Below are 24,068 nucleotides of genomic sequence, written 5' to 3' on the forward strand. Positions count from 1 at the left end.
GATCCATGGGCAAATCGCTGGTCATTGTGGAATCCCCGGCTAAGGCCAAGACCATCAACAAGTACTTGGGTAACGAGTACGTGGTGAAGTCGAGTATCGGCCATATCCGAGACCTGCCCACCAGCGGTTCGGCTAGCGCCAGCAAAGAACCGGCTGCCAAGCGTGGCAAGGCTGCGGCGGGCGAAGCGCCGGCCCTGTCGCCAAAAGAGAAGGCTCAAAAGCAGCTGATCTCGCGCATGGGGGTTGATCCGGAGCACGGCTGGAAAGCCAAGTACGAGATCCTTCCAGGCAAGGAAAAAGTCATCGAGGAGCTGCGTCGGCTCGCCAAGGATGCTGACACCATCTACCTCGCAACCGACTTGGATCGCGAGGGGGAAGCCATTGCCTGGCACCTGCGCGAAGCCATCGGTGGGGATGACAGCCGTTACAAGCGCGTGGTGTTCAACGAGATCACCAAAAAAGCCATTCAGGAAGCCTTTTCCAAGCCGGGCGAACTGGACATCAACCGTGTAAATGCCCAGCAAGCGCGACGCTTTCTAGATCGCGTGGTGGGTTACATGGTTTCGCCACTGCTGTGGGCCAAGATTGCACGAGGCTTGTCGGCGGGCCGTGTGCAGTCGGTTGCGGTGAAGCTGGTGGTTGAGCGTGAGCGCGAAATCCGCGCCTTCAACCCCGAAGAGTACTGGGAAGTCCACGCAGACCTCGGCACCGCCAAGGGTGCGAAAGTGCGCTTTGATGTGGCCCGTGAAAAAGGCGAAGCCTTCAAACCGCTGAATGAAGCGCAGGCCATGGCCGCCCTGGAGAAGCTGAAGGCTTCCAGCTACAGCATCGTCAAGCGTGAAGACAAGCCTACCAGCAGCAAGCCATCGGCTCCCTTCATCACGTCAACCTTGCAACAGGCGGCCAGTAACCGCCTGGGCTTTGGCGTGAAGAAAACCATGATGATGGCTCAGCGTCTGTATGAGGCGGGCTACATCACGTATATGCGTACCGACTCCACCAACTTGTCCGCCGATGCGGTCGAGATGGCGCGTACGTATATCGAAGGTGAATTCGGTGCGTCTTACCTGCCACCGGCACCTAATGTGTACAGCAGCAAGGAAGGCGCACAAGAGGCTCACGAGGCGATCCGCCCGTCGGATGTCAACATGCACCCGAGCAAGCTGTCAGGCATGGAGCGCGACGCTGAGCGCCTTTACGAGCTGATCTGGCGTCAGTTCGTGGCGTGCCAGATGCTTCCGGCCAAATACCTGTCCACGACTGTCAGTGTTGCAGCCGGCGATTTCGAGTTGCGTGCCAAGGGTCGCATCCTCAAATTTGATGGTTACACCCGTGTCATGCCGCAAATTGCCAAGCCCGGTGATGACGATGTGCTACCGGACATGGCGCAGGGTGAAGTGCTGAAGTTGATCGGCCTCGATCCGACCCAGCATTTCACCAAGCCCCCCGCGCGCTACTCCGAAGCCAGCTTGGTGAAAGAGATGGAAAAACGCGGCATTGGTCGTCCTTCGACTTATGCGGCGATTATTTCGACCATTCAGGATCGGGGTTATGTGGCGCTGCATAATCGCCGTTTCTATTCCGAAAAAATGGGCGATATCGTGACCGAGCGCCTGTCCGAAAGTTTCTCTGACTTGATGGACTACGGCTTCACCGCCGGCATGGAAGAGAACCTTGATGATGTGGCCCAAGGCGAGCGCGACTGGAAGAACGTACTTGACGAATTTTACGGCAGCTTCAAGAAGAAGCTCGAAGTAGCGGCTGACCCTGACGGCGGCATGCGTGCCAATCAGCCTGTCATGACCGATATTGCGTGTAAGGAATGCGGTCGCCCCATGCAGATCCGCACCGCCTCAACGGGTGTTTTCCTGGGTTGCTCGGGTTATAGCTTGCCGCCCAAAGAACGCTGCAAAGCGACGGTCAACCTGGTGCCAGGCGATGAAATTGCCGCTGACGATGAAGGTGAATCCGAATCGCGGGTGTTACTGGGTAAGCACCGCTGCCCGATTTGCAGCACTGCGATGGATGCGTACCTTCTGGATGAAAAGCACAAGCTGCATATCTGCGGTAACAACCCGGATTGCACAGGCTATGAAATCGAAGAGGGTAGTTATCGCATCAAGGGCTACGAAGGCCCAAGCCTTGAGTGCGACAAGTGCGGCAGTGAAATGCAACTCAAAACCGGCCGTTTCGGCAAGTTCTTCGGGTGCACCAATGCGGAATGTAAAAATACCCGCAAGCTGCTGAAAAGTGGTGAGGCGGCACCGCCGAAAATGGACCCGGTGAAAATGCCGGAGCTCAAGTGCGAGAAGGTCAACGACACCTATATCTTGCGTGACGGTGCTTCGGGGCTATTCCTGGCGGCGAGCCAGTTCCCGAAAAACCGCGAGACGCGCGCGCCTTTGGTGATTGAAATCATCCCGCACAAGGACGAGATCGATCCCAAGTATCACTTTTTGTGCGACGCGCCCAAGAAAGACCCAGAGGGTCGCCCGGCAGTGATTCGCTACAGTCGCAAAACCAAAGAGCAATACGTGCAGACTGAGGTGGAGGGCAAGCCAACGGGCTGGCGCGCGTTCTACGACGGTGGTAGCTGGAAAATTGAAGACAAGCGTAAAGAAAAAGACGCTTGAAACTGAACTGACCCGCTAACAAAAAAACCGCGCAAGGGCTGTAGGCCTTGCGCGGTTTTTTGATACTGGAAGCGCCATTAAACGTGGCGGCTATGGGTGCCATGCCAGCGACTACAGGTCCTGTGTGATTCATGGGTTCGCCCAAGCCGAGGCGTCTGTGCGCCACGTTGGCATTCTGTTAGAAGCCAGCGTCAGCAAGGGCGAGACCATAAGTATGGATACGACGTCCCATCCGTCCGTGCCAACCCATGTCGCGACCTGCGCCGGAGTTGCCGGTGCCGCGAGCGGGGTGGGCGGGGTTGTTGACGCTCTTTTAAAGATCAACAGATCACGAGCAAGCTCGTTCCTACATGTTGCGTAAAGAGCTGGGGGCGCACTTCAATGCTCTGTAGGAGCGAGCTTGCTCGCGATCTTTTATGCTGGAAGTGCCATTAAACCCCGTTGCAGAGTTCATGAGGGTTGCACCCTTACACCCTGATCCTTGAGACTGCCCATCAGCCCTTACCCATTCGCTGTGGAGCGCCTGAACATGGCTCATGAACGCTATACCCGTACCAATCAGAAAATATATTTCGCCGGTTTGGCCCTTGAGGCCATGAACAAGGCCGGGGAAGGGCGGGCCATGAATGCTCAAGCGCTGGTTCAGGCAGAGCGCGAGTCAGCCGTGTTCCACTTGTATGGTGCCTTGCTGGGTTTGTGCCATGAAATCGCCGGTTTTTATCGGTTGCCGCAAGCCGATGCAGCGAGGGTGGAACTGTTGTTAACTCAGTCTGTGCTGGACGCCAAAGCCATTCCTGAACTGGCCGAGCTGTTTGAGTTGGCGCAAGCGCCACAGACGTGGCTGGCCCAGTTGGTCGCAGCGCATGCGGCGCTCTATCAGCCCTTGCAGGCTCCGAAGAAGATCAAAGTGGATGTTTTTCAGCCATTGATCGAGGCGGTTAACCTGGAAGATGAGGCGACTGAAGCATTGCCGCGTGAAACACTGGAAGCGTGGCGCCAGAGCCTCAAAGGCCTGGCGATTCGTTTTCGTGATGGGCTCAGTGAGTGTTAAGCCTCGCGCGTAAAACAGTACAGTCATTCATCTGACTGTAACTAAACCACCACACAACCTGGAAAATTGGCAGAGGATGACTGGTATAATCCCGCGCTTTCGTGGAGAACACATTTTTATGCCAACGTCCTTTCTAGAAATTGTCGAGCTGCCAGACGGCCGTATCGAGTTGCGCCGCGCTGAGGACGAAGGTTCTTTGGTAACGCTCAACTTCTCTGAAGATGCCAAGGCTTTTCTTCAGGGCCAGCATGTCGAAGTGGCCAAAGCCATGCTGAGCGTAGGCGTGCAAATGGCTGGTCGGCTTGCCGAAGGCGAGTTTGAAAAAGAAGATGGGCCGCGCGTACTTCATTGAACCCGGCAGCGGCTTAAATCTGGCATCACGGGGTTCTGCCTTGCGCAGCCCCTGATGTGATGGCCGAGATTCAACCCAGGCGAATATTCAAACTTTGCCCGTGGCCCGCGCGTGCTGCCCCAATAAGGTGTTGGCGTGCATTGGTGTTGAGCGGATTGATCCAGCTCACAACGGTATGGCTGCGCCCCAAGCGAAGTGCTTCACAGGTCAGTTGCAAGGCGTTCTTGTTGCCATTGGGTTGCAGCAACAGGATGCGTTCGCGGTTCAGCCCGGCATCCCGTAGCCAGCTTTGTGTCAGGCTTGCAGGTGGGGCGATCAGGGTTAGCCAGCGTTCGTGCTGTTGTTCGCTCAGCTCGCGCAGCATGGGCGCGAGCAGGCTCAGGCAGTTCTCGGCAGCACCGCGTAACGACAACTCACTGAAAACTTCCGGTTCGGTGCCCCAGGGCGAATCAAGCACATCCTTGATCGTGGGTGCCATGGGTTGTGCCATGAACGCCTCGAACAGGGGGAGTTGTGCTGGCTGCGGTGTGTGCGGGAACTGCATGGCGCCTCCTTTTAGCGGCGAATAACGCCTACGCTCAGGCCTTCGATGACCAGTTCCTGCTCTTTGAGATTGACTTCAATGGGCGCGAAATCCGGGTTTTCTGCGATCAGCCAGACTTTGCTGCCTTCTCGCTTAAAGCGTTTTACCGTCACTTCATCATCAATGCGCGCAACCACAATCTGCCCGTTTCGGGCTTCCCGACAGGTGTGAACGGCCAGCAGGTCTCCGTCGAAAATACCGACGTCTTTCATGCTCATGCCCTGCACTCGCAGCAGGTAGTCAGCGCGTGGATGGAAGAAGGTCGGGTTGATGTTGCATGACTCTTCTACGTGTTCCTGCGCCAGAATCGGGGCTCCGGCAGCCACTCGACCGATGATGGGCAGCGTGGATTCGTCCGCCTTGGCCTCGAACCCCGGGATGCGAATGCCGCGCGAAGCGCCGGGCGTCATTTCGATGGCACCTTTACGGGCCAGTGCCTTGAGATGTTCTTCAGCCGCATTGGGCGACTTGAAGCCCAGTTCCTGTGCGATCTCGGCACGGGTGGGCGGGTATCCGTTGTCATCCAGGCATCGCTTGATGAAAGCCAGGATCTCAGCTTGGCGTGGCGTCAGTTTTAGCATGTTGATCGCTCTGTCTTTTTATACAGTGACTGGGATTATATACAGTGAAGGCGCATTGGCAATCATCGTTTTTCAGCCGTCCGCTGGACGGTCGTCAACCGACGTTGTGACCTGCGTTTTACCAAACGGGTCTTACGGGTCCGGGCTGTGGTTAAATGCGAGACCGCCCAGTCGCATATCGAACGAGTCATCTTGACTTTTTACAAACTGAAACGTATGTTTCAAACAGCTGTTTAAAATGTTTGGTCAGCCGGAGTAGACATGGCCCAGTCGGAAACCGTTGAACGTATCCTTGATGCTGCAGAGCAACTGTTCGCGGAAAAAGGTTTTGCCGAGACTTCATTGCGGTTGATTACCAGCAAGGCCGGGGTCAATCTGGCGGCGGTAAACTATCATTTTGGCTCGAAGAAGGCCTTGATTCAGGCTGTTTTCTCGCGCTTTCTTGGCCCTTTTTGCGCCAACCTCGATCGCGAACTCGATCGCCGCCAGGCCAAGCCCGAACAGCCACCCACCCTGGAAGAACTTCTGGAGATGTTGGTCGAGCAAGCGTTGGTGATCCAGCCGCGCAGTGGCAATGACCTGTCGATCTTCATGCGTTTGCTGGGCTTGGCATTCAGTCAAAGCCAGGGGCATTTGCGTCGCTACATTGAAGACATGTACGGCAAGGTGTTTCGGCGCTTTATGGTGCTGGTTAATGATGCCGCGCCACAAATACCGCCGATTGAACTGTTCTGGCGCGTGCATTTCATGCTCGGCGCGGCCGCGTTCAGCATGTCGGGTATAAAGGCTTTGCGTGCGATTGCCGAGACCGATTTCGGCGTAAACACCTCGATCGAGCAGGTGATGCGCTTGATGGTGCCTTTTCTGGCCGCGGGCATGCGTGCCGACAGCGGTGTAGTCGACCCTGCGATGGCCACGGCTCAGCTTCGCCCACGGCTCAAGACCTCCCCGGCGGTCGCCAAGGTTTAACCCGCTGCAGGTGGGCGTGGCAGCGCAGTTCCGCTAAGCTAGCCGCCATGTTGCTGCCTTGTCTATTGCGTTCCGACTGCCTGTGGTGGTGGCCTTTTTTGGCCACTCGCTGCAGTGTGCCCGCGTACAATGCGCGGGATCCAAGCGCTCTCTTTCTGAAGGATTTTCCATGAGTTCTGCCTTGCACGGCTCCTTGATGGTGGATGTCGCCGGTACTTGGCTGACGGCCGAAGACCGGCACTTGCTGCGCCAGCCTGAAGTGGGTGGTTTGATTATTTTTGCCCGCAATATCGAACATCCCCGCCAGGTACGTGAGCTGAGCGCGTCGATTCGTGCCATTCGCCCAGACCTGCTGCTCGCCGTCGATCAAGAGGGCGGCCGGGTGCAACGCTTGCGTCAGGGCTTTGTTCGCTTGCCTGCCATGCGCGCCATTGCTGACAACCCCAATGCCGAGTACCTGGCCGAGCAGTGTGGCTGGATCATGGCCACCGAAGTGCTGGCGGTCGGGTTGGACTTGAGTTTCGCCCCGGTCCTGGATCTTGACTACCAGCGCAGTGCTGTCGTGGGTAGCCGTTCGTTCGAGGGTGACCCCGAGCGTGCAGCGACACTGGCCGCCGCCTTTATTCGGGGTATGAATGACGCGGGCATGGCGGCCACCGGGAAGCATTTTCCGGGGCATGGCTGGGCTGAAGCCGATTCTCATGTGGCCATCCCAACCGATGAACGTAGCCTTGAAGAGATTCGTGCCCATGACCTCGTGCCGTTCGCTCGACTGAGCACGCAATTGGCGGCAGTCATGCCGGCCCATGTGATTTACCCGCAAGTCGACCAACAGCCCGCCGGGTTCTCCCGTCGTTGGCTGCAGGATATCTTGCGCGGCGAGCTGGGCTTTGATGGCGTGATTTTCAGTGATGACCTGTCGATGGCCGGTGCTCATGTGGTCGGCGACGCCGCCAGCCGCATTGAAGCGGCCCTGTCCGCCGGTTGCGACATGGGGCTGGTGTGCAACGATCGCTGCGCCGCCGAACTGGCGCTGAGTGCGGCCCAGCGCCTCAAGGTGAAGCCCTCGCCACGGATCGCCCGCATGCGTGGCCAGGCCTGGGCCAGCACGGACTATCGCCAGAGCCCGCGTTGGCTCGTGGCGATGGGCGCACTCAAAGATGCTCAACTAATTGATTAAGGAACCTGCCTCAATGACGGTCTATGCAATTATCGGCGGTACGGGTTTAACCCAGCTTGAAGGGCTGACAATCAGCCGCTCGCTGGCGCTGGATACGCCCTATGGCCCGACTTCGGCCGATATTCAGATTGGTGAGTTCGGGGGGCGCGAAGTGTTGTTTCTGGCGCGCCACGGTCATCCGCATCGGGTACCGCCGCATCAGGTGAATTACCGCGCCAATCTGTGGGCGTTGAAGCAGGCAGGTGCCGAAGCGATCCTGGCCGTGAATGCCGTGGGCGGGATTCACATGGCCATGGGCACCGGGCATTTTTGCGTTCCGCACCAGATCATTGACTACACCAGCGGCCGTGAACACACCTACTTCGCCGGTGATCTGGAACAGGTGACCCACATTGATTTCAGTTACCCCTACAGTGAATCCCTGCGTGAGCAGTTGATTCGCGCTTTGGCCGCCGAGGGGTGTGCCTACAGCAGCCACGGTGTGTATGCCGCCACCCAAGGCCCGCGCCTTGAAACCGTGGCGGAAATTGCGCGCCTTGAGCGTGACGGTTGTGACATTGTGGGCATGACCGGTATGCCTGAAGCCGCGCTGGCCCGAGAGCTGGAGCTGGATTACGCCTGTTTGGCGCTGGTGGTGAACCCGGCGGCGGGCAAGTCTACGGCGATCATCACCATGGCCGAAATCGAGCAAGCGCTGCATGACGGTATGGGCAAGGTTAAAGCGACCCTGGCGCGGGTGCTGGCGGGTTAGTGTCAACCTTCGACGCTCGACTGCTCCTGGCGTTGGGGCAGTCTTAGCGTTTTTCGATTTTGGGCGGCAGCGGGGCAAACAAAGCGTCGATGTCGTCGTCTTGCAGTTTCCAGTCTCCGGCGATTCGCCCATCCAGAATACCTGCGGCCAGGTCAGACTTCTCCTGCTGCAAGTGCTGGATTTTTTCTTCGACCGTGCCGCGCGCAATCATCTTGTACACAAACACCGGTTTCTCTTGCCCGATGCGGTAGGCGCGGTCGGTTGCCTGGTGTTCGGCGGCCGGGTTCCACCAGGGATCATAGTGAATCACCGTGTCGGCTTCTGTCAGGTTCAGGCCTACACCACCGGCTTTAAGGCTGATCAGAAAAATCTGCAGTGTGCCACTCTGAAATGCCTTGACCGGCGTGCGGCGGTCGCGGGTCTGGCCGGTGAGCAGGGCATAGCGGATATTGCGTTTTTTCAGTTCCGCTTCAATCAGGCCGAGCATCGAGGTGAATTGCGAGAACAGCAGCACACGCCGCCCCTCGGTGAAGAGCTCTTCGAGCATCACCATCAAGCTGTCGAGCTTGCCTGAGGTGCTGCCTTTTTTCGGCGGGCTGTCGCTGACAAGGCGCAAATCGCAGCACACCTGACGCAATTTAAGCAAAGCCTCAAGAATGATGATCTGGCTGCGGCCCATGCCCTTGCGGGTGATTTCATCGCGGACCTTTTTGTCCATGGCCAGGCGCATGGCTTCGTACACGTCGCGCTGGGCTTCATTAAGCTCGACCCAATGAATGATCTCGGTCTTGGGCGGCAGTTCGGTTGCCACTTGCTCTTTCGTACGGCGTAACAGGAACGGTTTGATCCGCGCGTTCAGATGCTCCAGCCGCTCGCCGCTGCCATGGCGCTCGATAGGCACCCGGTAATCGCGATTGAAGGTTTTGACGTCCCCGAGCCAGCCGGGTAGCAAAAAGTGAAACTGCGCCCATAACTCGCCAAGGTGGTTTTCCAGCGGCGTGCCACTTAGGCACAGGCGTTGGCGTGCCTTCAGTTCACGAGCGGCTTGCGAGGCTTTGCTGTCCGGGTTTTTGATGTATTGCGCTTCATCAAGAATCAGCAGGTGCAGCGCCTGCTTTGACAGGTGTTCGACATCTTTGGGTAACAGAGCGTAAGTGGTCAGGATGACGTCGTATTCATGCAGGTGTTCAAAGTGTTTTTTGCGGGTGGCCCCGTATAACGCCAGCACTTTGAGCTGCGGGGTAAAATGTGCGGCCTCATCGAGCCAGTTTGGAATCAGGCTCGTGGGCATGACTACCATGGCCGGACAGTCCAGGCGGCCGGCGTTTTTCTCGCACAGAATATGTGCCAGGGTTTGCAGAGTTTTGCCCAGCCCCATGTCGTCCGCAAGAATTCCGCCGACTTCAAGTTGACGCAAGGATTGCATCCAGCTCAGGCCTTCCAGCTGATAAGGCCGCAGGTTGGCGTTGAGCCCTTCAGGCGGGTCGACACTGAAATCCTTGATATCGCGCAGGCGTTGGGCGAAGCCGCGAATATGTTCGCCACCCTCCCAGCGCAGTGGCAGAGCATCCAGTGCATTCAGGCGTGTCGCATCGGCGCTTTTGATACGCAGAACGGTCGCGTCGGGTTCGCCCAGATAGAACGCCCCCAGGGTGGCCAGCACCGGTTTCAGTCGACCGTACGGCAGTGCCACTTGTAGCGGGCCGTGAGCGTCATTGGGCAGGGCGGGAATGTTGACCAGAATCAGTTCGTCATCCCGGCGTCGGGCCAGTTTCTCGGGGCTGAGTATGTCGATGTGCGAACGCATCAGGTTCAGCAGGATAGGCAACAGGCTCAAACGCTGGCCGTTGACGATAATGCCCAGCTCCAGGTCAAACCAGTCGCGTTCAGGGGCTTCGTCAACGTTGGCGTACCAGTCTTCGACCGGGGTCAGGTCAAAGCCAAAATCGTCATCAATGTGCAGCTCCCAGCCTTGATCACGCAGGCCGGCCATCTCGTTGAGGGTGAAATTCAACCAGGCGCTGTCGTTGACCATTTCAAACAGCTCACCCGCGCTCTCCGGCAAGGCTTTGCTCTGGCGAGTGGCAATTTTGAATCCCAGGCTGCGCAGGTGCTCGCGAAAGATGTTTTCGGCTTCGGGGTGACGCTTGATGCGTAAGGTCTGGTGTTCCTGGCGAATCAGCACGTCGGCGTTTTTTTGCCCGCTGACGTACTGATCCTGGTAATTGAAGGACAAGGCTGCGCGGTGCTGGATATAGCGCTGCATTCTGCCGTTGCGCGGTTCAAAGGCGCTGAACTCGGCACTGGCCAGCCACAAACGCGGCACGGGCATCGCATCATCGATCAACTGTTCGGGCAGGGTGTTCGGGCGACGTGAATCGAGTACGGCCTGGAGTTTTTCCAGAAGCTCGGCGTCCCGGGCGGCGGCGGGGTAGTTCAAGGTGTCTTCAATCTTCAGTAGTACAGCAGCAGTGTGCTTGCAGTTGGTGCGCACAGGGCAAGTGCAGCTCGCACTGACCAGCAGCAGCGAGCCTTTGGCAGACTCGCGCAATTGAATGGTCTGGCGGTAGGTATTGTCCTCTGAGCCCTGGCAACTGGCCGTGATCAGGCTGTCGCCGATCTGGGCGATTCTAACGCGGTTCTCGCGCGCGTAGCGTCGGCCGCGTTCAAGGCTTTGTTCCTTGAACCGGCTGACCCAGCTCGGTGCGAGCGGTTTGGTCAGCCGGGCTATCGGGCTTAGAGGCATGGCGGCTTCATTGGGCAGGGGCCATCAGGACGTTTTCGGTGTCAGGCGTTCAAAGAGCGCTTCAAGGGTGTTGAAGCGCTCTTCCGGGCGCTCCATCGGCACCATGAATTTGAACAGGGTGGCACCTTCGAACTTGTAGCGGTTGGGTTGGCCCTGAATCAGTTTGATCAGCACCAGCGGATCAACCGGGGTGTCGCCGGCAAACTCAATGCGCCCGCCTTGTGGGCCTGCATCAACCTTTTTGATGCCCAGCGCTTCAGCCTGCAATTTAAGCAAGGTGATCCGTACCAGGTTTTTGGTCGGCTCCGGCAGCAGGCCGAAGCGATCGATCATTTCGACTTGCAGGTCCTTGAGACCGTCCTCGTCGGTGGCCGATGCAATGCGTTTGTACAGAATCAGTCGCGCATGCACATCGGGCAGGTACGATTCGGGAATCAGCGCCGGTACGCGCAGGTTGATTTCCGGGCCACCGCCCAGCGGTTGGTCGAGGTTAGGTTGCTCGCCCTTGCGGATCGACTTCACCGCGCGTTCGAGCATTTCCATGTACAGGGTGAAGCCCACGGCCTGGATCTGGCCGCTTTGCCCGTCGCCCAGCAGCTCACCTGCGCCGCGGATTTCCAGGTCGTTGGTGGCCAGGACAAACCCGGCACCCAGGTCCTGGGTGTTGGCAATCGCTTCCAGACGTTTTTGCGCGTCCCCGGTGATCTGCTGGCGTGGCGGCGTGAGCAGGTACGCATAGGCCTGGTGGTGACTACGGCCCACACGGCCACGCAATTGGTGCAACTGCGCCAGGCCGAATTTGTCGGCGCGCGCAATGATAATGGTGTTGGCACTCGGCACGTCGATGCCTGTCTCGATGATGGTCGAGGCGATCAGCACGTTAAAGCGCTTGTGATAGAAGTCGCTCATCACCTGTTCGAGTTCGCGTTCGCGCATTTGGCCGTGGCCTATGCCGATGCGGGCCTCGGGCACCAGCTCGGCCAGGTCGGCGGCGCACTTCTCGATGGTTTTTACATCGTTGTGCAGGTAATACACCTGGCCGCCACGCAGCAATTCACGCAGCAGGGCTTCTTTGATCGTGCTGTTGTTTTGCTCCATGACAAAAGTGCGCACCGACAACCGGCGCGCCGGCGGCGTGGCAATGATCGACAGGTCGCGCATGCCCGACACGGCCATGTTCAATGTGCGGGGAATTGGCGTGGCGGTGAGGGTCAGAATATCGACTTCACTGCGCAAGGCTTTGAGCTGCTCTTTCTGACGAACCCCGAAACGGTGTTCTTCGTCGATGATGACCAGCCCCAGGTTTTTGATTTTGACGTCGTCCTGCAACAGTTTATGCGTGCCAATCACGATGTCGATTTTGCCTTCAGCCAGGTCGGCAACAGCGGCGTTGATCTCCTTGGCGGATTTGAAGCGGCTCATCACCTCGACCCGTACCGGCCAGTCGGCAAAACGGTCACGGAAACTGTTGTAGTGCTGCTGGGCGAGCAGGGTGGTGGGCACCAGAATTGCGACCTGACGGCCACCATGTACGGCAATAAAGGCAGCGCGCATAGCCACTTCCGTTTTACCGAAGCCCACATCACCACACACCAGGCGGTCCATGGGCTTGGGCGCAAGCATGTCGGCGCGCACTGCTTCGATGGCGGTCTGCTGGTCGGGCGTTTCTTCGAACGGGAAACCGGCGCTGAACGTCGCGTAGTCGGCTTTCGGGTCATCAAAGGCATGCCCTTCGCGCGCGGCGCGGCGGGCGTAGATGTCGAGCAGTTCGGCGGCCACATCCCGTACTTGCTCGGCGGCTTTGCGCTTGGCTTTTTGCCAGGTTTCCGAGCCCAGACGGTGCAGCGGAGCCAGCTCATCGTCGCTGCCGGTATAGCGGGCAATCAGGTGCAAGTTGGCCACCGGCACGTAAAGCTTGGCACCTTCAGCGTATTCGAGCGTCAGGAACTCGGCGACCTGATTGTCGACTTCCAGTGTCGCCAGCCCTTGGTAGCGGCCTACGCCGTGGTCAATGTGCACCACCGGTGCGCCTTCGCGCAGCTCGGTGAGGTTTTTGATAACGGCATCGTTGTTGGCGTCGGCGCGCTTTTCACGGCGCCTGCGTTGCATCACGCGTTGGCCAAACAATGGGCTTTCGGCAATCAATGCCAGAGCCGGGTCGTTGAGCAGCAGGCCCTCATCAAGCGGTGCAATGGTGATCGCTAGGCGGTGTTTGCTGGCAACAAAGTCGGGCCAGCTGTCCACGGTTTTTGGCCGTAGTTTCAGGCGTTCGAGCAGTTCCAGCAGAACTTCGCGACGGCCTGCCGACTCGGCGGTAAACAGCACGCGGCCATCAAATTGTTCTAGAAATCCGGACAGTGCCGCCAATGGCTGATTGGCTTTGGCTTCAATCGCCAGGTCAGGCAAGGGCTGAGCAGGAAAGCGCTCGCGACCGCCGCTGGTGTCGATATCGTCCTGGCTGGCAATGACGCGCGGCCAGCTTTTTAGCCGAGCGAAGCAATCTTCCACCGGCAGAAACAGTTCGGCCGGAGGGAGTAGCGGACGTGACGGGTCGACACGGCGCTCTTCATAACGGTTACGCACATCCGACCAGAAATTTTCGGCGGCCTGTTCAATGCCGGGCAACGAGAAGACTTGTGTGTCACCCGGCAGGTAATCGAATAGCGTCGAGGTTTCATCAAAGAACAGCGGCAGGTAGTACTCGATACCGGCGGGCGTAATCCCGCTGCTCAAGTCCTGAAAGATCGGGCAGCGGCGGAAGTCGACATCAAAGCGTTCGCGAAAGCGCGCCTTGAAACGGGTGACGGCATCCTTTTGCAGCGGAAACTCGCGGGCGGGCAGCAGGCGAATCGATTCGACCTTATCGATGGAGCGCTGGTTCTCCGGGTCGAAGGTGCGCAGGGTTTCGATTTCGTCGTCGAACAGGTCGATTCGATAAGGCAGTTTGCTGCCCATCGGAAACAGGTCGATCAACGCGCCACGCACCGCGAACTCACCGTGCTCATACACTGTGTCGACACAGCGGTAGCCGCTGGCTTCAAGGCGGGTGCGCATCTGTTCGACGTCGAGCTTCTGGCCGACGTCCAGCACCAGGCTGCTGCCGAGCAGGAACTTGGTGGGGGCCAGGCGGTGTAGGGCGGTAGTGATCGGTACTACCAATACGCCATGGTCCAGTTCCGGCAACCGGTACAGGCTGGCGATGCGCTGGGAGATGATGTCCTGGTGTGGCGAGAACAGGTCGTAAGGCAGGGTTTCCCAGTCGGGAAAATGCAGCACCGGCAAGTCGGGGGCGAAGAACCTCAGTTCCTGCTCCAGGCGTTCGGCGCTTTGGCTGTCGGCGGTCAGGAGCAAAGTGAAGCGCCTGGCGGCACTGGCGGCCTCGGCAATGGCGAGGCTCAGGGCGGCACCGGGCAAGTTGCCCCAGTGCTGTTTACCCGCGGTTGCAGGCAGTTTGGGTAGTCGCAGGACGGGCACGGAAGGTTGAGCTCCAAGCGTTGCGGCAAAGAGGTCGATTGTAGCGGGCCAAGGGGGCGGCTGTCAGTTGCCGTCTTTCAGGGACGCTTAAATGAAGCTTTAAGCCCGAGAATGAAGGCGTCAGAAGGTTCAGATGGCCATCACGCAAGGGGGAAAGACCTGCAGCGAAGTTTTTTTTGCTTATATTTATGGAGGCTTAAACGTTTCAGCTCTTTAGGATGACAGGCGTGCATTGCCCGATCCTGGGTGCGGCGGCATAATGTAGCCCCTTTTTTCTGCCCCTACATGTGGAAGGTTCCCGTGACTCAGAAGCCCGACCAGTGTCTTGGTGAATGGATTGACCGTGAAGCACTCGCCGAAGCGATGATTCCGCTGATCGGTCAGCTCTATCGTAATAACAACGTGGTGAGCTCGATCTATGGCCGCAGCCTGATCAACCGTTCGGTTATTGCGATTCTCAAGGCCCACCGCTTTGCACGTCATCGTCAGACTGATGACAGCGAATTGTCCGTGCACGAAACTTTCCCGCTGCTCAAGGCCATGAGCGAGCTCAAGCTCGGCGCTGCCTCGGTGGACCTGGGCAAGCTGGCCGTGAAATTCAAGAACTCGGGCAATGGCCGCACTGCCGAGCAATTTGTTCGTGAAGAGCTGGCCGAAGTTGTGGGCCAACAAAACGCGACTGCCCGTAAAGGCACCGACGTTGTGCTGTACGGCTTCGGTCGTATTGGCCGCCTGCTGGCGCGCATCCTGATTGAAAAAACCGGTGGCGGCGACGGCCTGCGTCTGCGTGCCATCGTGGTGCGTAAAGGCGCTGAAAATGACCTGGTCAAGCGTGCAAGCCTGCTGCGTCGTGACTCGGTGCATGGCCCGTTTGACGGCACCATCGTGGTTGATGAAGCCAACAACACCATCACCGCCAACGGTAACCTGATCCAGGTGATCTACGCGAAGAACCCGACTGAAGTGGACTACACCCAGTACGGCATTCAAAACGCGCTGCTGGTGGACAACACCGGTGTATGGCGTGACGCCGACGGTCTGGGCCAGCATTTGGCCTGCCCGGGAATCGACCGCGTTGTTCTGACCGCGCCGGGCAAAGGCAAGCTGAAGAACATCGTTCACGGCATCAACCACGGTGAAATCACCGCCGACGACAAGATCATTTCCGCGGCATCCTGCACCACCAACGCCATCGTGCCGGTGCTCAAGGCTGTCAACGACAAGTTCGGCATCGTCAATGGTCACGTTGAAACGGTTCACTCGTACACCAACGACCAGAACCTGATCGACAACTTCCACAAGGGCGATCGTCGTGGCCGTTCGGCTGCATTGAACATGGTGATCACCGAGACCGGTGCTGCCACCGCCGCTGCCAAGGCACTGCCTGAGCTGGCCGGTAAGTTGACCGGTAACGCGATTCGCGTGCCAACGCCTAACGTGTCGATGGCCATTCTCAACCTGAACCTTGAGAAGCCGGCAACGCGTGAAGAAATGAACGAGTACCTGCGTCACATGGCGCTGCACTCCGACCTGCACAAGCAAATCGACTTCGTGAGCTCGCAGGAAGTGGTTTCCACTGACTTCGTGGGTTCGCGTCACGCTGGTGTGGTGGATGCTGAAGCGACCATCTGCAATGACAACCGCGTTGTGCTGTACGTGTGGTACGACAACGAGTTCGGTTACAGCTGCCAGGTGGTTCGCGTGATGGAAGACATGGCCGGGGTTAACCCGCCAGCGTTTCCACGCTAAACACCGCCCATAAAAAAACCCCGAGAAATCGGGGTTTTTTTATGGGCGGTGTTTAGTGAACGGCACGCTGCAAGTTTTAAGCTGAAAGAGAAAGGTGCCCAATCGTGTAGCTTAAGCCGCTTGCGCTACGCGCAGCTGGTGGGTGTTGCCACGGAACAGCACAACGGTCGCAATCAGGCCCAGCACGGCGGCACCGGTCAACCACAGGCCGGGTGCGGCTTTATTGCCCAGCACATGGATCAGGTATGTGCAGGCCGCCGGGGTAAAACCACCAAACGTTGCCGTCGCCAGGCTGTAAGCCAGTGAGAAGCCCGTGGTACGCACTTCGGCCGGCATGATTTCGGTCAGGGCCACCACCATCGCGCCGTTGTACGAGCCATACAGGAACGACAACCACAGTTCGACAATCAGCAAATGGCTGAAGCTGGGGTTGGCCACCAGCCAGGACAGGGCCGGGTAGGCGGTTAAAATGGCCAGAATGGTTGCGCCCAGCAGTAGGGGTTTGCGCCCGATCTTATCGGACAGTGCACCCATGACCGGCAGCCAGAAAAAGTTGGACAGGCCAATGCACACCGTCACCAGTAGCGCTTCAAGATCTGTCAGGTGCAGCTCGGCCTTGCCGAAGGTCGGGGTGTAGGCGGTAATCAGGTAAAACGACACCGTGGTCATGACCACCAGTGCCATTCCGCCCAGTACCAAGCCAAAGTTCTGGCCGATGGAGCGTACGATTTCACGCAGGGTAGGGCGGTGTTTGCGCGCTTCGAACTCCGGGGTTTCCTCCATCGAACGGCGGATTACAAAGATGATCGGCACAATCATGCAGCCCAGCAAAAACGGAATGCGCCAGCCCCATTCGCCCATTTCGTCTGGGCTAAGCCAGTGATTGAGGCCCACACCGAGCAGGCCGGCAAACACCACCGCAGCTTGCTGGCTGGCCGACTGCCAACTGACGAAAAAGCCTTTGCGGCCCGGGGTGGCGATTTCGGCCAGGTACACCGATACGCCGCCCAACTCCACGCCCGCCGAAAAGCCTTGCAACAGACGGCCCAGTAAGACCAGCAAGGGCGCTGCAACGCCGAGGGTGGCATAGCCTGGCACGCAGGCAATCAGTACGGTGCCCATGGCCATCAACGCCAGGGTGACGATCAGGCCTTTGCGGCGGCCGTGCCGGTCGATATAGGCACCCAGGAAAATCGCACCCAGCGGGCGCATCAAAAAACCTGCTCCGAAGGTGGCGAGGGCTAGCATCAGGGAAGCAAACGCGCTATCGCTGGGGAAGAAGGTTTTGGCAATGGCCGTGGCGTAAAAGCCGAAGACCATAAAGTCGAACATTTCTAGGAAGTTGCCGCTGACAACGCGAAAGATCGCTTTGCCTTTGCCTGTACTGGAGGCCATCGAAAATCACCCGCTGTTATCTGTTTTATGCGTAATCCATATTTTTTACTCGTCCGCACTGTCTGCTTCAGGCCTCAGCCATGCTGCAAAACAGTTTTGTAACAATATGTGTTACAGAATGTGTAGGCAACTAATGATGTGACTACCCCGCGCAATAAAACGGTAGGCGGCGTGCGGTTAGCTCGTGAGAGTGGTGCCAGAAAAACTCACGATTCAGGCTGTCGGCTGCGGTTTCTGGGGGCGAGGGGATGTAGTGCACGCAAAATTAGCCTACGTCGAGACCAAGGGTTAATGTTCGCGGCGTTCCGGGTTCTATAGACTGTGCCCCACGTTTTGATCCTTCATGTTGCTGGCCGCGACATGATTTAGCCGAAGGTGCCTGAAGGGGTGCCACGGCCTGTTCTGAGGAGTACGCATGGCTGTCTACAACTACGACGTAGTGGTACTGGGTTCCGGCCCGGCAGGAGAAGGTGCGGCAATGAACGCCGCAAAAGCAGGGCGCAAAGTGGCAATGGTTGATAGCCGTCGCCAGGTGGGCGGCAACTGCACGCACTTGGGTACCATCCCATCCAAAGCCTTGCGTCACTCGGTTCGCCAGATCTTGCAGTTCAACACCAACCCGATGTTTCGGGCCATCGGTGAGCCACGCTGGTTTTCTTTTCCGGACGTGCTGAAAAGCGCCGAGAAGGTTATTTCCAAGCAAGTGGCTTCGCGCACGGGGTACTACGCACGTAACCGTGTCGACTTGTTCTTTGGCACCGGTAGCTTTACCGACGAGCAAACGATCGAAGTCGTCTGCGCCAACGGCGTGGTTGAAACCCTGATGGCCAAGCAGATCATTGTTGCCACCGGTTCGCGTCCGTATCGCCCGGCTGACATCGACTTCTCTCACACGCGTATCTACGACAGCGACACCATCCTTAGCCTGGGCCATACCCCGCGTAAGCTGATCGTTTACGGTGCGGGCGTGATCGGCTGCGAATACGCATCGATCTTCAGTGGCCTGGGTGTGCTGGTTGAACTGGTGGACAACCGTGAGCAACTGCTGAGCTTTCTCGATTCCGAGATCTCGCAGGCGTTGAGCTATCACTTCAGCAACAACAACATCACCGTGCGCCACAACGAAGAGTACGAGCGGGTTGAAGGCGTTGAAAACGGCGTGATCCTGCACCTCAAGTCCGGCAAGAAGATCAAGGCCGATGCGTTGCTGTGGTGTAACGGCCGTACGGGCAACACTGACCAGTTGGGCCTGGAAAATATTGGTCTCAAGGCCAATGGCCGTGGCCAGATGAGTGTTGACGAAAACTATCGCACCAGTGTGCCGAACGTTTATGCCGCGGGCGACGTGATCGGTTGGCCGAGCCTGGCCAGTGCTGCACACGACCAGGGGCGTTCAGCGGCAGGCAGCATCGTTGATAACGGCAGTTGGCGCTTCGTGAATGACGTGCCGACAGGCATTTACACGATTCCGGAGATCAGCTCGATCGGCAAGAACGAGCAGGAGCTGACCCAGGCCAAAGTACCGTATGAAGTGGGCAAGGCTTTCTTCAAAAGCATGGCGCGGGCACAGATTGCCGGTGAGCCTCAGGGCATGCTGAAAATCCTGTTCCATCGTGAAACCCTGCAAGTGCTGGGCGTTCACTGCTTTGGTTATCAGGCGTCGGAAATCGTGCACATCGGCCAAGCGATCATGAACCAGCCGGGCGAGTTGAATACGCTGAAGTACTTTGTAAACACCACGTTTAACTACCCGACCATGGCAGAAGCCTATCGGGTAGCGGCTTACGACGGCCTTAACCGGCTTTTTTAAGCGGCTCCGGCCGGTGGCCTGAGCCGGCCGGGGAGACCGATTTCAGCTATTCCCGAGGGTGGCAGTGGCCAAACCGGGAAAGTCTGTAATCAGGCTATCTACGCCGAAATCAGCGAGCCTGCGCATCAGCGCAGGTTCGTTGACTGTCCATACCGACACATGCAGGCCCTGACGCTGAGCTTTCGCCAGCCGCTCCGGGGTACAGAGTGTCCAGTTCAACGCCAGCATTTCACAGCCATAGCTTTGGGCGACCTTGATCGGGTCGAGCCAGGCGTATTCGGCCACCAGGCCGCGTGACAGGTCCGGCGTCAGTTCCAGTGCAGCCTTGAGCACTTCGCGGGAGCTGGAGGTGACGGTGACTTTGTCCATCACGCCATGGCGTACGGCCATTTCGCGGATCGCCAGCACGGTTGTGGCGGCGCGGGTGCGTGATGCGCTTTTGACTTCCAGCTGCCAGTGTTCGAAGTTGCATTTCTCGAACAGTTCTTCAAGGCGTGGGATCGGGCAGGGCTGCACCCAGCCCGGGCCGCCTTTGCGAGCATCGTAGGTGACCAGGTCGGCAGCCGAGTGCTCGATGACCTTGCCGCGCCGGTCAGTGGTGCGCTTGAGGGTCGGGTCGTGGATCACCATCAATTCGCCGTCTTTTGACAGGTGCAAATCGAGTTCGCAACGACGCACGCCATGCTTGAGGCATTGCTCAAAGCTGGCAAGGGTATTTTCCGGTGCTTCGCCTTTGGCGCCGCGATGGCCATAAATAAGGGTCACAATTGCTCCTTGGTTGTCGCAGGTTCAGACGAAGTGCTTACTCGGCTGCGGATTCGTGTTGTTCACGGGCCTGACGGCGTGCCTGCGCCTGTTTTTGCAAGATATAGCGGGCCAGCAACTGACGTTGTGTCTCGCTGATGGATTCAAAATCGGTGTCGATCCGGTAGGCCCCTTCGTGGGGCTGGCACTGTGTGACCCGGGCGCGCAAAAGCAGGCCCAGCGCCTGGGGCATCAGCACGATTTTCAGTGTTAACAGGCTGCCGACCGGCCAGGCATGCGGGTGCTCAAAGGTAATGCCCCCTTCGGACAGCGTGACGGGCTGTAGCTCGCCAACCTGCCCCAGCACTGTTTGCGCGACAATCTGGCTGAGCAGGTCGACGCGTTTGTTCAATGTCTTCAGATAATGGGACAAGGTGCGGTCGCGTTCGCTGATCTGGCGCAACAGGTGCTGAGATTCGAATTCGCTCAGGTGCAACTCGCTGAGCAAATTGAACAGCGGAGACGCATCCTGCAACACATCGGTGCTCGTGGCATCGGGGTTCGACAGCGGGGTGATTTCCAGTGCGATCACATCCTCTATACGGTAGTATTCGCGGCGATCTGCTTCATCTAATGTCGACATGGCGAACCCATGATGGCGGCTGTGGTCTGAGTGTAAAGCTGCTTATCAGGCCCCGCCACAAGGACGTCTTCTTTTCCCTCGAACAAGCCCCGACATGTTCAGACCTCTCTTCGTATTTATCGGCACGCGTTATACCCGTGCAAAACGTCGCAATCATTTTGTGTCGTTCATTTCTCTGACTTCAATGATCGGGCTCGCCCTTGGCGTGGTGGTGATGATTGTGGTGCTTTCGGTCATGAACGGCTTTGATCATGAGATGCGCACCCGCGTGCTGGGCATGGTGCCCCACGCAACCATCGTTGGCGAACAGCCCATCAGCGACTGGCAAGCCTTGGCTGCCAAGGTCAAACAAAACCCCAAAGTGGAGGCGGTTGCGCCGTTTACCCAGATGCAGGGGCTGCTGACCCACGATGGCAATGTGCAGAAGGTGCTGCTCAATGCTGTCGACCCGCAGCAGGAGCACAACGTCTCGATCATTGACGACTTTATGCTGCAAGGTCAGCTTGATTCGCTCGCGCCCGGCAGTTTCGGGATCATCATCGGTGACAAGGCCGCGAAAAAGCTTGGCGTCGGCCTTGGCGACAAACTGACGTTTGTGGCCCCGGAAGTGACGGTCACGCCGGCGGGGATGTTCCCGCGCATGAAGCGTTTTACCGTGCAGGGCATTTTTCACGTGGGTGCGGGTGAGATCGACGGCTACCTGGGCATCACCAATTTGCAGGACCTGGCGCGCTTGCAGCGCTGGAAACCTGACCAGGTACAAGGCTTGCGGTTGAAATTCGACGACCTGTTCGAAGCGCCGCGCACTTCCTGGGAGATTGCCGAGCAGTTGGGCGAAAGCCAGTATTTTGCTCGGGACTGGACCCGCACCCACGGCAACCTGTACCAGGCCATCCGCATGGAAAAAGCCATGATTGGCCTGCTGCTATTGCTGATCGTCGCCGTGGCGGCTTTCAACATCATTTCCACGCTGGTGATGGTGGTCAATGACAAGAAAGGCGATATCGCCATTCTGCGCACGTTGGGCGCTACGCCGGGCACCATCATGGCCATCTTTATGGTGCAAGGCACCGTGATTGGCGTGGTCGGTACGGCGATTGGTGCGGTGGTCGGCATTTTGGCGGCCCTGAATGTCAGCGCTGCCATTTCGGCGCTTGAAGGGCTGATCGGTCACAAGTTTCTCAATGCCGACGTGTATTTCATCGACTACTTGCCCTCGCAATTGCAGGCCCAGGATGTAGTGATGGTGTGCGGCGCGGCATTGGTTCTGAGTTTCCTCGCGACCTTGTATCCGGCCTGGCGTGCTGCGCGCACCCAGCCTGCGCAGGCGCTTCGTTATGAGTGAGTTGGGCATGAAAGAACAAGCAGTGTTGAGTTGCCGCAACCTGGGCAAGTCTTACGACGAAGGCCCGGAGTCGGTGGTGGTGTTGTCGGGCCTGCAACTGGAACTGCACCCGGGGGAGCGCGTGGCGATTGTCGGCACGTCGGGCTCCGGCAAAAGTACCTTGCTCAATTTGCTGGGCGGGCTCGACACGCCGACCTCCGGTAGCGTCTGGCTGGCCGGTGAAGAGCTGTCGGCGCTGGGCGAAAAGGCTCGCGGCCAGTTGCGTAACCGCTCGTTGGGCTTTGTGTACCAGTTCCATCATTTGTTGCCCGAGTTCACCGCGCTGGAAAACGTGTGCATGCCGCTGCTGATCGGCAAAACCCCGATCCCGGAGGCGCGTGAGCGGGCCACGGCCCTGTTGACCCGCGTTGGCCTGGGCCATCGTCTGGAGCACAAGCCGGCGGAACTGTCCGGCGGTGAGCGTCAGCGTGTCGCTATTGCCCGTGCGCTGGTCAATAACCCGGGGCTGGTGATGCTCGACGAGCCCACTGGCAACCTCGACTCCCACACTGCGCAAGGCATTCAGGACTTGATGCTAGAGCTCAGCACCTCGATGCGCACGGCGTTTCTGGTGGTGACCCACGACATGAGCCTGGCCCGGCAGATGGACCGCGTTCTGCACCTGCAGGAAGGTCGATTGACCACGATTTGAACGGCCAAGCCCGGTGCCGAATGTCGGCATCGGGCCTTTTCTTTTTTTGTACGGTGCCCGCGAATGTTCAGACCGTTATCGATTTTTATCGGCACGCGCTATACCCGCGCCAAGCGCCGCAATCGTTTTGTTTCGTTTATTTCCATGACATCGATGATTGGCCTCGCCCTCGGCGTGTTGGCCATGATTGTGGTGTTGTCGGTGATGAACGGTTTTCAGCGTGAGATGAGTGGCCGCATTCTCGGTATGGTGCCCCACGCAACCGTCGTGGGCGTTAAACCGATCGACGATTGGCGCCCCGTGGCCGATGCCGCCATGAAAAACCCGGAGGTGACAGCCGCCGTACCGTTCACCGAAATGGAAGGCATGCTGTCTTACAAGGGCTCGATGCAGCCCATCCAGATCAGCGGTGTTGACCCGGCTCTTGAGGGCAAGGTCTCCATCGTCACCCAGCACATCGTGCAGGGCCGCATGGAAGACCTTAAACCTGGCGAATTCGGTGTGGTGCTGGGCGAGATCACCGCACGGCGCTTTCGTTTGGGCATCGGTGACAAGATCACCCTGATCGTGCCGGAGGCCAGCACGGCACCGGGCGGTATTACCCCACGCATGCAGCGTTTGAATGTGGTGGGGATTTTCAAGGTGGGTGCCGAACTGGATGGCTCCATGGGCTTGATCCACGTGGCCGACGCTGCCGAAATGCAGCGCTGGGAACCGAACCAGGTGCAGAGCGTGCGCCTGGCGGTCAAGGACCTGTATGCAGCCCCCCGGGTGTCACAGCAAGTGGCCGCCGGCTTGGGAGCCGGGTATACCGCAGATGACTGGACCCACACCCAAGGCAGCCTGTTCAGCGCCATGAAAATGGAAAAAACCATGATTGGCCTGCTGCTGCTGATGATCGTGGCCGTGGCGGCGTTCAATATCATCGCGACCCTGATCATGGTGGTAAACGACAAGGGCGCGGACATCGCGATCTTGCGCACCATCGGCGCTACGCCACGGCAGATCATGGCCATTTTTATGGTGCAAGGCACCGTGATCGGCATTGTAGGCACCTTGATCGGTGGCGTGCTGGGCGTGATTGCGGCGCTGAATGTCAGCGCGCTGGTGGGCTGGGTGGAACGTGTGTCCGGGCAGCATATTTTCAGCTCGGACGTGTACTTCGTCAGTAACCTGCCGTCTGAACTGCAAGGTGGTGATGTGGCTCTGATCTGTGGTGCGGGTTTTGTGTTGAGCTTCTTGGCCACACTGTACCCGGCCTACCGCGCGGCCAAAATCCAACCGGCCCACGCGCTGCGCTACTCCTGAGACCTGTTGCAGGAGCGGGCTTGCTCGCGATCTTTTGATCTTTAATAGCTCGCGAGCACTCGA

At 58.3% G+C, this 24,068-nt stretch carries 18 protein-coding genes; 11 read left to right on the forward strand and 7 right to left on the reverse strand.

Going from position 1 to position 24,068, the window contains the following annotated elements:
- Window positions 1-5: 5 nt before the first annotated feature.
- The 3 genes from topA (at window position 6) to Q1W15_RS06720 (ending at window position 4,036) form a co-directional block, all read left to right on the forward strand.
- On the forward strand, window positions 6-2,633 hold the full coding sequence (gene topA / locus Q1W15_RS06710; RefSeq protein ID WP_300725706.1) for a type I DNA topoisomerase: 2,628 nt from the start codon (window positions 6-8) through the stop codon (window positions 2,631-2,633).
- 529 nt (window positions 2,634-3,162) lie between these two features.
- Entirely contained in the window at window positions 3,163-3,684 is a 522-nt protein-coding gene (locus Q1W15_RS06715; RefSeq protein ID WP_300725357.1) for a DUF6586 family protein, read from the forward strand.
- 118 nt (window positions 3,685-3,802) lie between these two features.
- Window positions 3,803-4,036: a hypothetical protein gene (locus tag Q1W15_RS06720; protein ID WP_300725359.1), complete on the forward strand. Its 234-nt coding sequence runs from the start codon at window positions 3,803-3,805 to the stop codon at window positions 4,034-4,036.
- Between the two features lie 70 nt (window positions 4,037-4,106).
- Here Q1W15_RS06720 and sulA read toward each other — a convergent pair whose 3' ends face one another.
- The gene (sulA, locus tag Q1W15_RS06725) at window positions 4,107-4,580 is read right to left on the reverse strand and encodes an SOS-induced cell division inhibitor SulA (RefSeq protein WP_300725361.1); all 474 of its coding nucleotides are present in this window, start codon (window positions 4,578-4,580) and stop codon (window positions 4,107-4,109) included.
- Between the two features lie 11 nt (window positions 4,581-4,591).
- Window positions 4,592-5,200: a transcriptional repressor LexA gene (lexA, locus tag Q1W15_RS06730; protein ID WP_029611310.1), complete on the reverse strand. Its 609-nt coding sequence runs from the start codon at window positions 5,198-5,200 to the stop codon at window positions 4,592-4,594.
- Window positions 5,201-5,461: 261 nt separating this feature from the next.
- Between lexA and Q1W15_RS06735 the strand changes: the two genes are divergently transcribed.
- The 3 genes from Q1W15_RS06735 to Q1W15_RS06745 all read left to right on the forward strand — a co-directional run bounded on the left by Q1W15_RS06735 (window position 5,462) and on the right by Q1W15_RS06745 (window position 8,100).
- Window positions 5,462-6,169 carry a TetR/AcrR family transcriptional regulator gene (locus tag Q1W15_RS06735; RefSeq protein ID WP_300725365.1) on the forward strand — a complete coding sequence of 236 codons (708 nt, stop codon included), beginning with the start codon at window positions 5,462-5,464 and terminating at the stop codon, window positions 6,167-6,169.
- A 181-nt stretch (window positions 6,170-6,350) separates the two neighbouring features.
- Window positions 6,351-7,349, forward strand: a complete 999-nt coding sequence (nagZ, locus tag Q1W15_RS06740) for a beta-N-acetylhexosaminidase (RefSeq protein ID WP_300725709.1) — start codon at window positions 6,351-6,353, stop codon at window positions 7,347-7,349.
- 13 nt (window positions 7,350-7,362) lie between these two features.
- Entirely contained in the window at window positions 7,363-8,100 is a 738-nt protein-coding gene (locus tag Q1W15_RS06745; RefSeq protein ID WP_300725367.1) for an S-methyl-5'-thioinosine phosphorylase, read from the forward strand.
- 43 nt (window positions 8,101-8,143) lie between these two features.
- Here Q1W15_RS06745 and Q1W15_RS06750 read toward each other — a convergent pair whose 3' ends face one another.
- Window positions 8,144-10,846, reverse strand: coding sequence for a DEAD/DEAH box helicase (locus Q1W15_RS06750; protein WP_300725369.1), 2,703 nt, complete (start codon window positions 10,844-10,846; stop codon window positions 8,144-8,146).
- A 24-nt stretch (window positions 10,847-10,870) separates the two neighbouring features.
- Window positions 10,871-14,320: a transcription-repair coupling factor gene (gene mfd, locus Q1W15_RS06755; RefSeq protein WP_300725371.1), complete on the reverse strand. Its 3,450-nt coding sequence runs from the start codon at window positions 14,318-14,320 to the stop codon at window positions 10,871-10,873.
- 285 nt (window positions 14,321-14,605) lie between these two features.
- Here mfd and Q1W15_RS06760 point away from each other — a divergent pair, with 285 nt between their 5' ends.
- Window positions 14,606-16,069 carry a glyceraldehyde-3-phosphate dehydrogenase gene (locus tag Q1W15_RS06760; RefSeq protein ID WP_300725374.1) on the forward strand — a complete coding sequence of 488 codons (1,464 nt, stop codon included), beginning with the start codon at window positions 14,606-14,608 and terminating at the stop codon, window positions 16,067-16,069.
- A gap of 111 nt (window positions 16,070-16,180) precedes the next feature.
- On the opposite strand, the gene Q1W15_RS06765 is transcribed toward Q1W15_RS06760, so the two are convergent.
- Window positions 16,181-17,464 (reverse strand): MFS transporter, encoded by a 1,284-nt coding sequence (locus tag Q1W15_RS06765; protein ID WP_300725376.1) that lies wholly within the window; start codon window positions 17,462-17,464, stop codon window positions 16,181-16,183.
- A gap of 415 nt (window positions 17,465-17,879) precedes the next feature.
- On the opposite strand from Q1W15_RS06765, the gene sthA reads away from it, so the two are divergent.
- Window positions 17,880-19,274, forward strand: coding sequence for a Si-specific NAD(P)(+) transhydrogenase (sthA, locus tag Q1W15_RS06770; protein WP_300725378.1), 1,395 nt, complete (start codon window positions 17,880-17,882; stop codon window positions 19,272-19,274).
- A 42-nt stretch (window positions 19,275-19,316) separates the two neighbouring features.
- On the opposite strand, the gene Q1W15_RS06775 is transcribed toward sthA, so the two are convergent.
- Both Q1W15_RS06775 and Q1W15_RS06780 read right to left on the reverse strand, forming a co-directional pair.
- A complete protein-coding gene (locus Q1W15_RS06775) occupies window positions 19,317-20,039 on the reverse strand; it encodes a glycerophosphodiester phosphodiesterase family protein (protein WP_300725380.1) in 723 nt (240 codons plus the stop codon).
- Between the two features lie 37 nt (window positions 20,040-20,076).
- Window positions 20,077-20,661, reverse strand: coding sequence for a PilZ domain-containing protein (locus Q1W15_RS06780; RefSeq protein WP_300725382.1), 585 nt, complete (start codon window positions 20,659-20,661; stop codon window positions 20,077-20,079).
- A gap of 94 nt (window positions 20,662-20,755) precedes the next feature.
- On the opposite strand from Q1W15_RS06780, the gene Q1W15_RS06785 reads away from it, so the two are divergent.
- The 3 genes from Q1W15_RS06785 (at window position 20,756) to Q1W15_RS06795 (ending at window position 24,005) form a co-directional block, all read left to right on the forward strand.
- Window positions 20,756-22,006, forward strand: coding sequence for a lipoprotein-releasing ABC transporter permease subunit (locus Q1W15_RS06785; protein ID WP_300725384.1), 1,251 nt, complete (start codon window positions 20,756-20,758; stop codon window positions 22,004-22,006).
- 7 nt (window positions 22,007-22,013) lie between these two features.
- On the forward strand, window positions 22,014-22,697 hold the full coding sequence (gene lolD / locus Q1W15_RS06790) for a lipoprotein-releasing ABC transporter ATP-binding protein LolD (protein WP_300725386.1): 684 nt from the start codon (window positions 22,014-22,016) through the stop codon (window positions 22,695-22,697).
- 63 nt (window positions 22,698-22,760) lie between these two features.
- Window positions 22,761-24,005 (forward strand): lipoprotein-releasing ABC transporter permease subunit, encoded by a 1,245-nt coding sequence (locus Q1W15_RS06795; protein ID WP_300725388.1) that lies wholly within the window; start codon window positions 22,761-22,763, stop codon window positions 24,003-24,005.
- The last annotated feature ends 63 nt before the right edge of the window (window positions 24,006-24,068 follow it).

Origin of the sequence: Pseudomonas sp. (assembly GCF_030150285.1) — a bacterium.
Lineage (GTDB): Bacteria > Pseudomonadota > Gammaproteobacteria > Pseudomonadales > Pseudomonadaceae > Aquipseudomonas.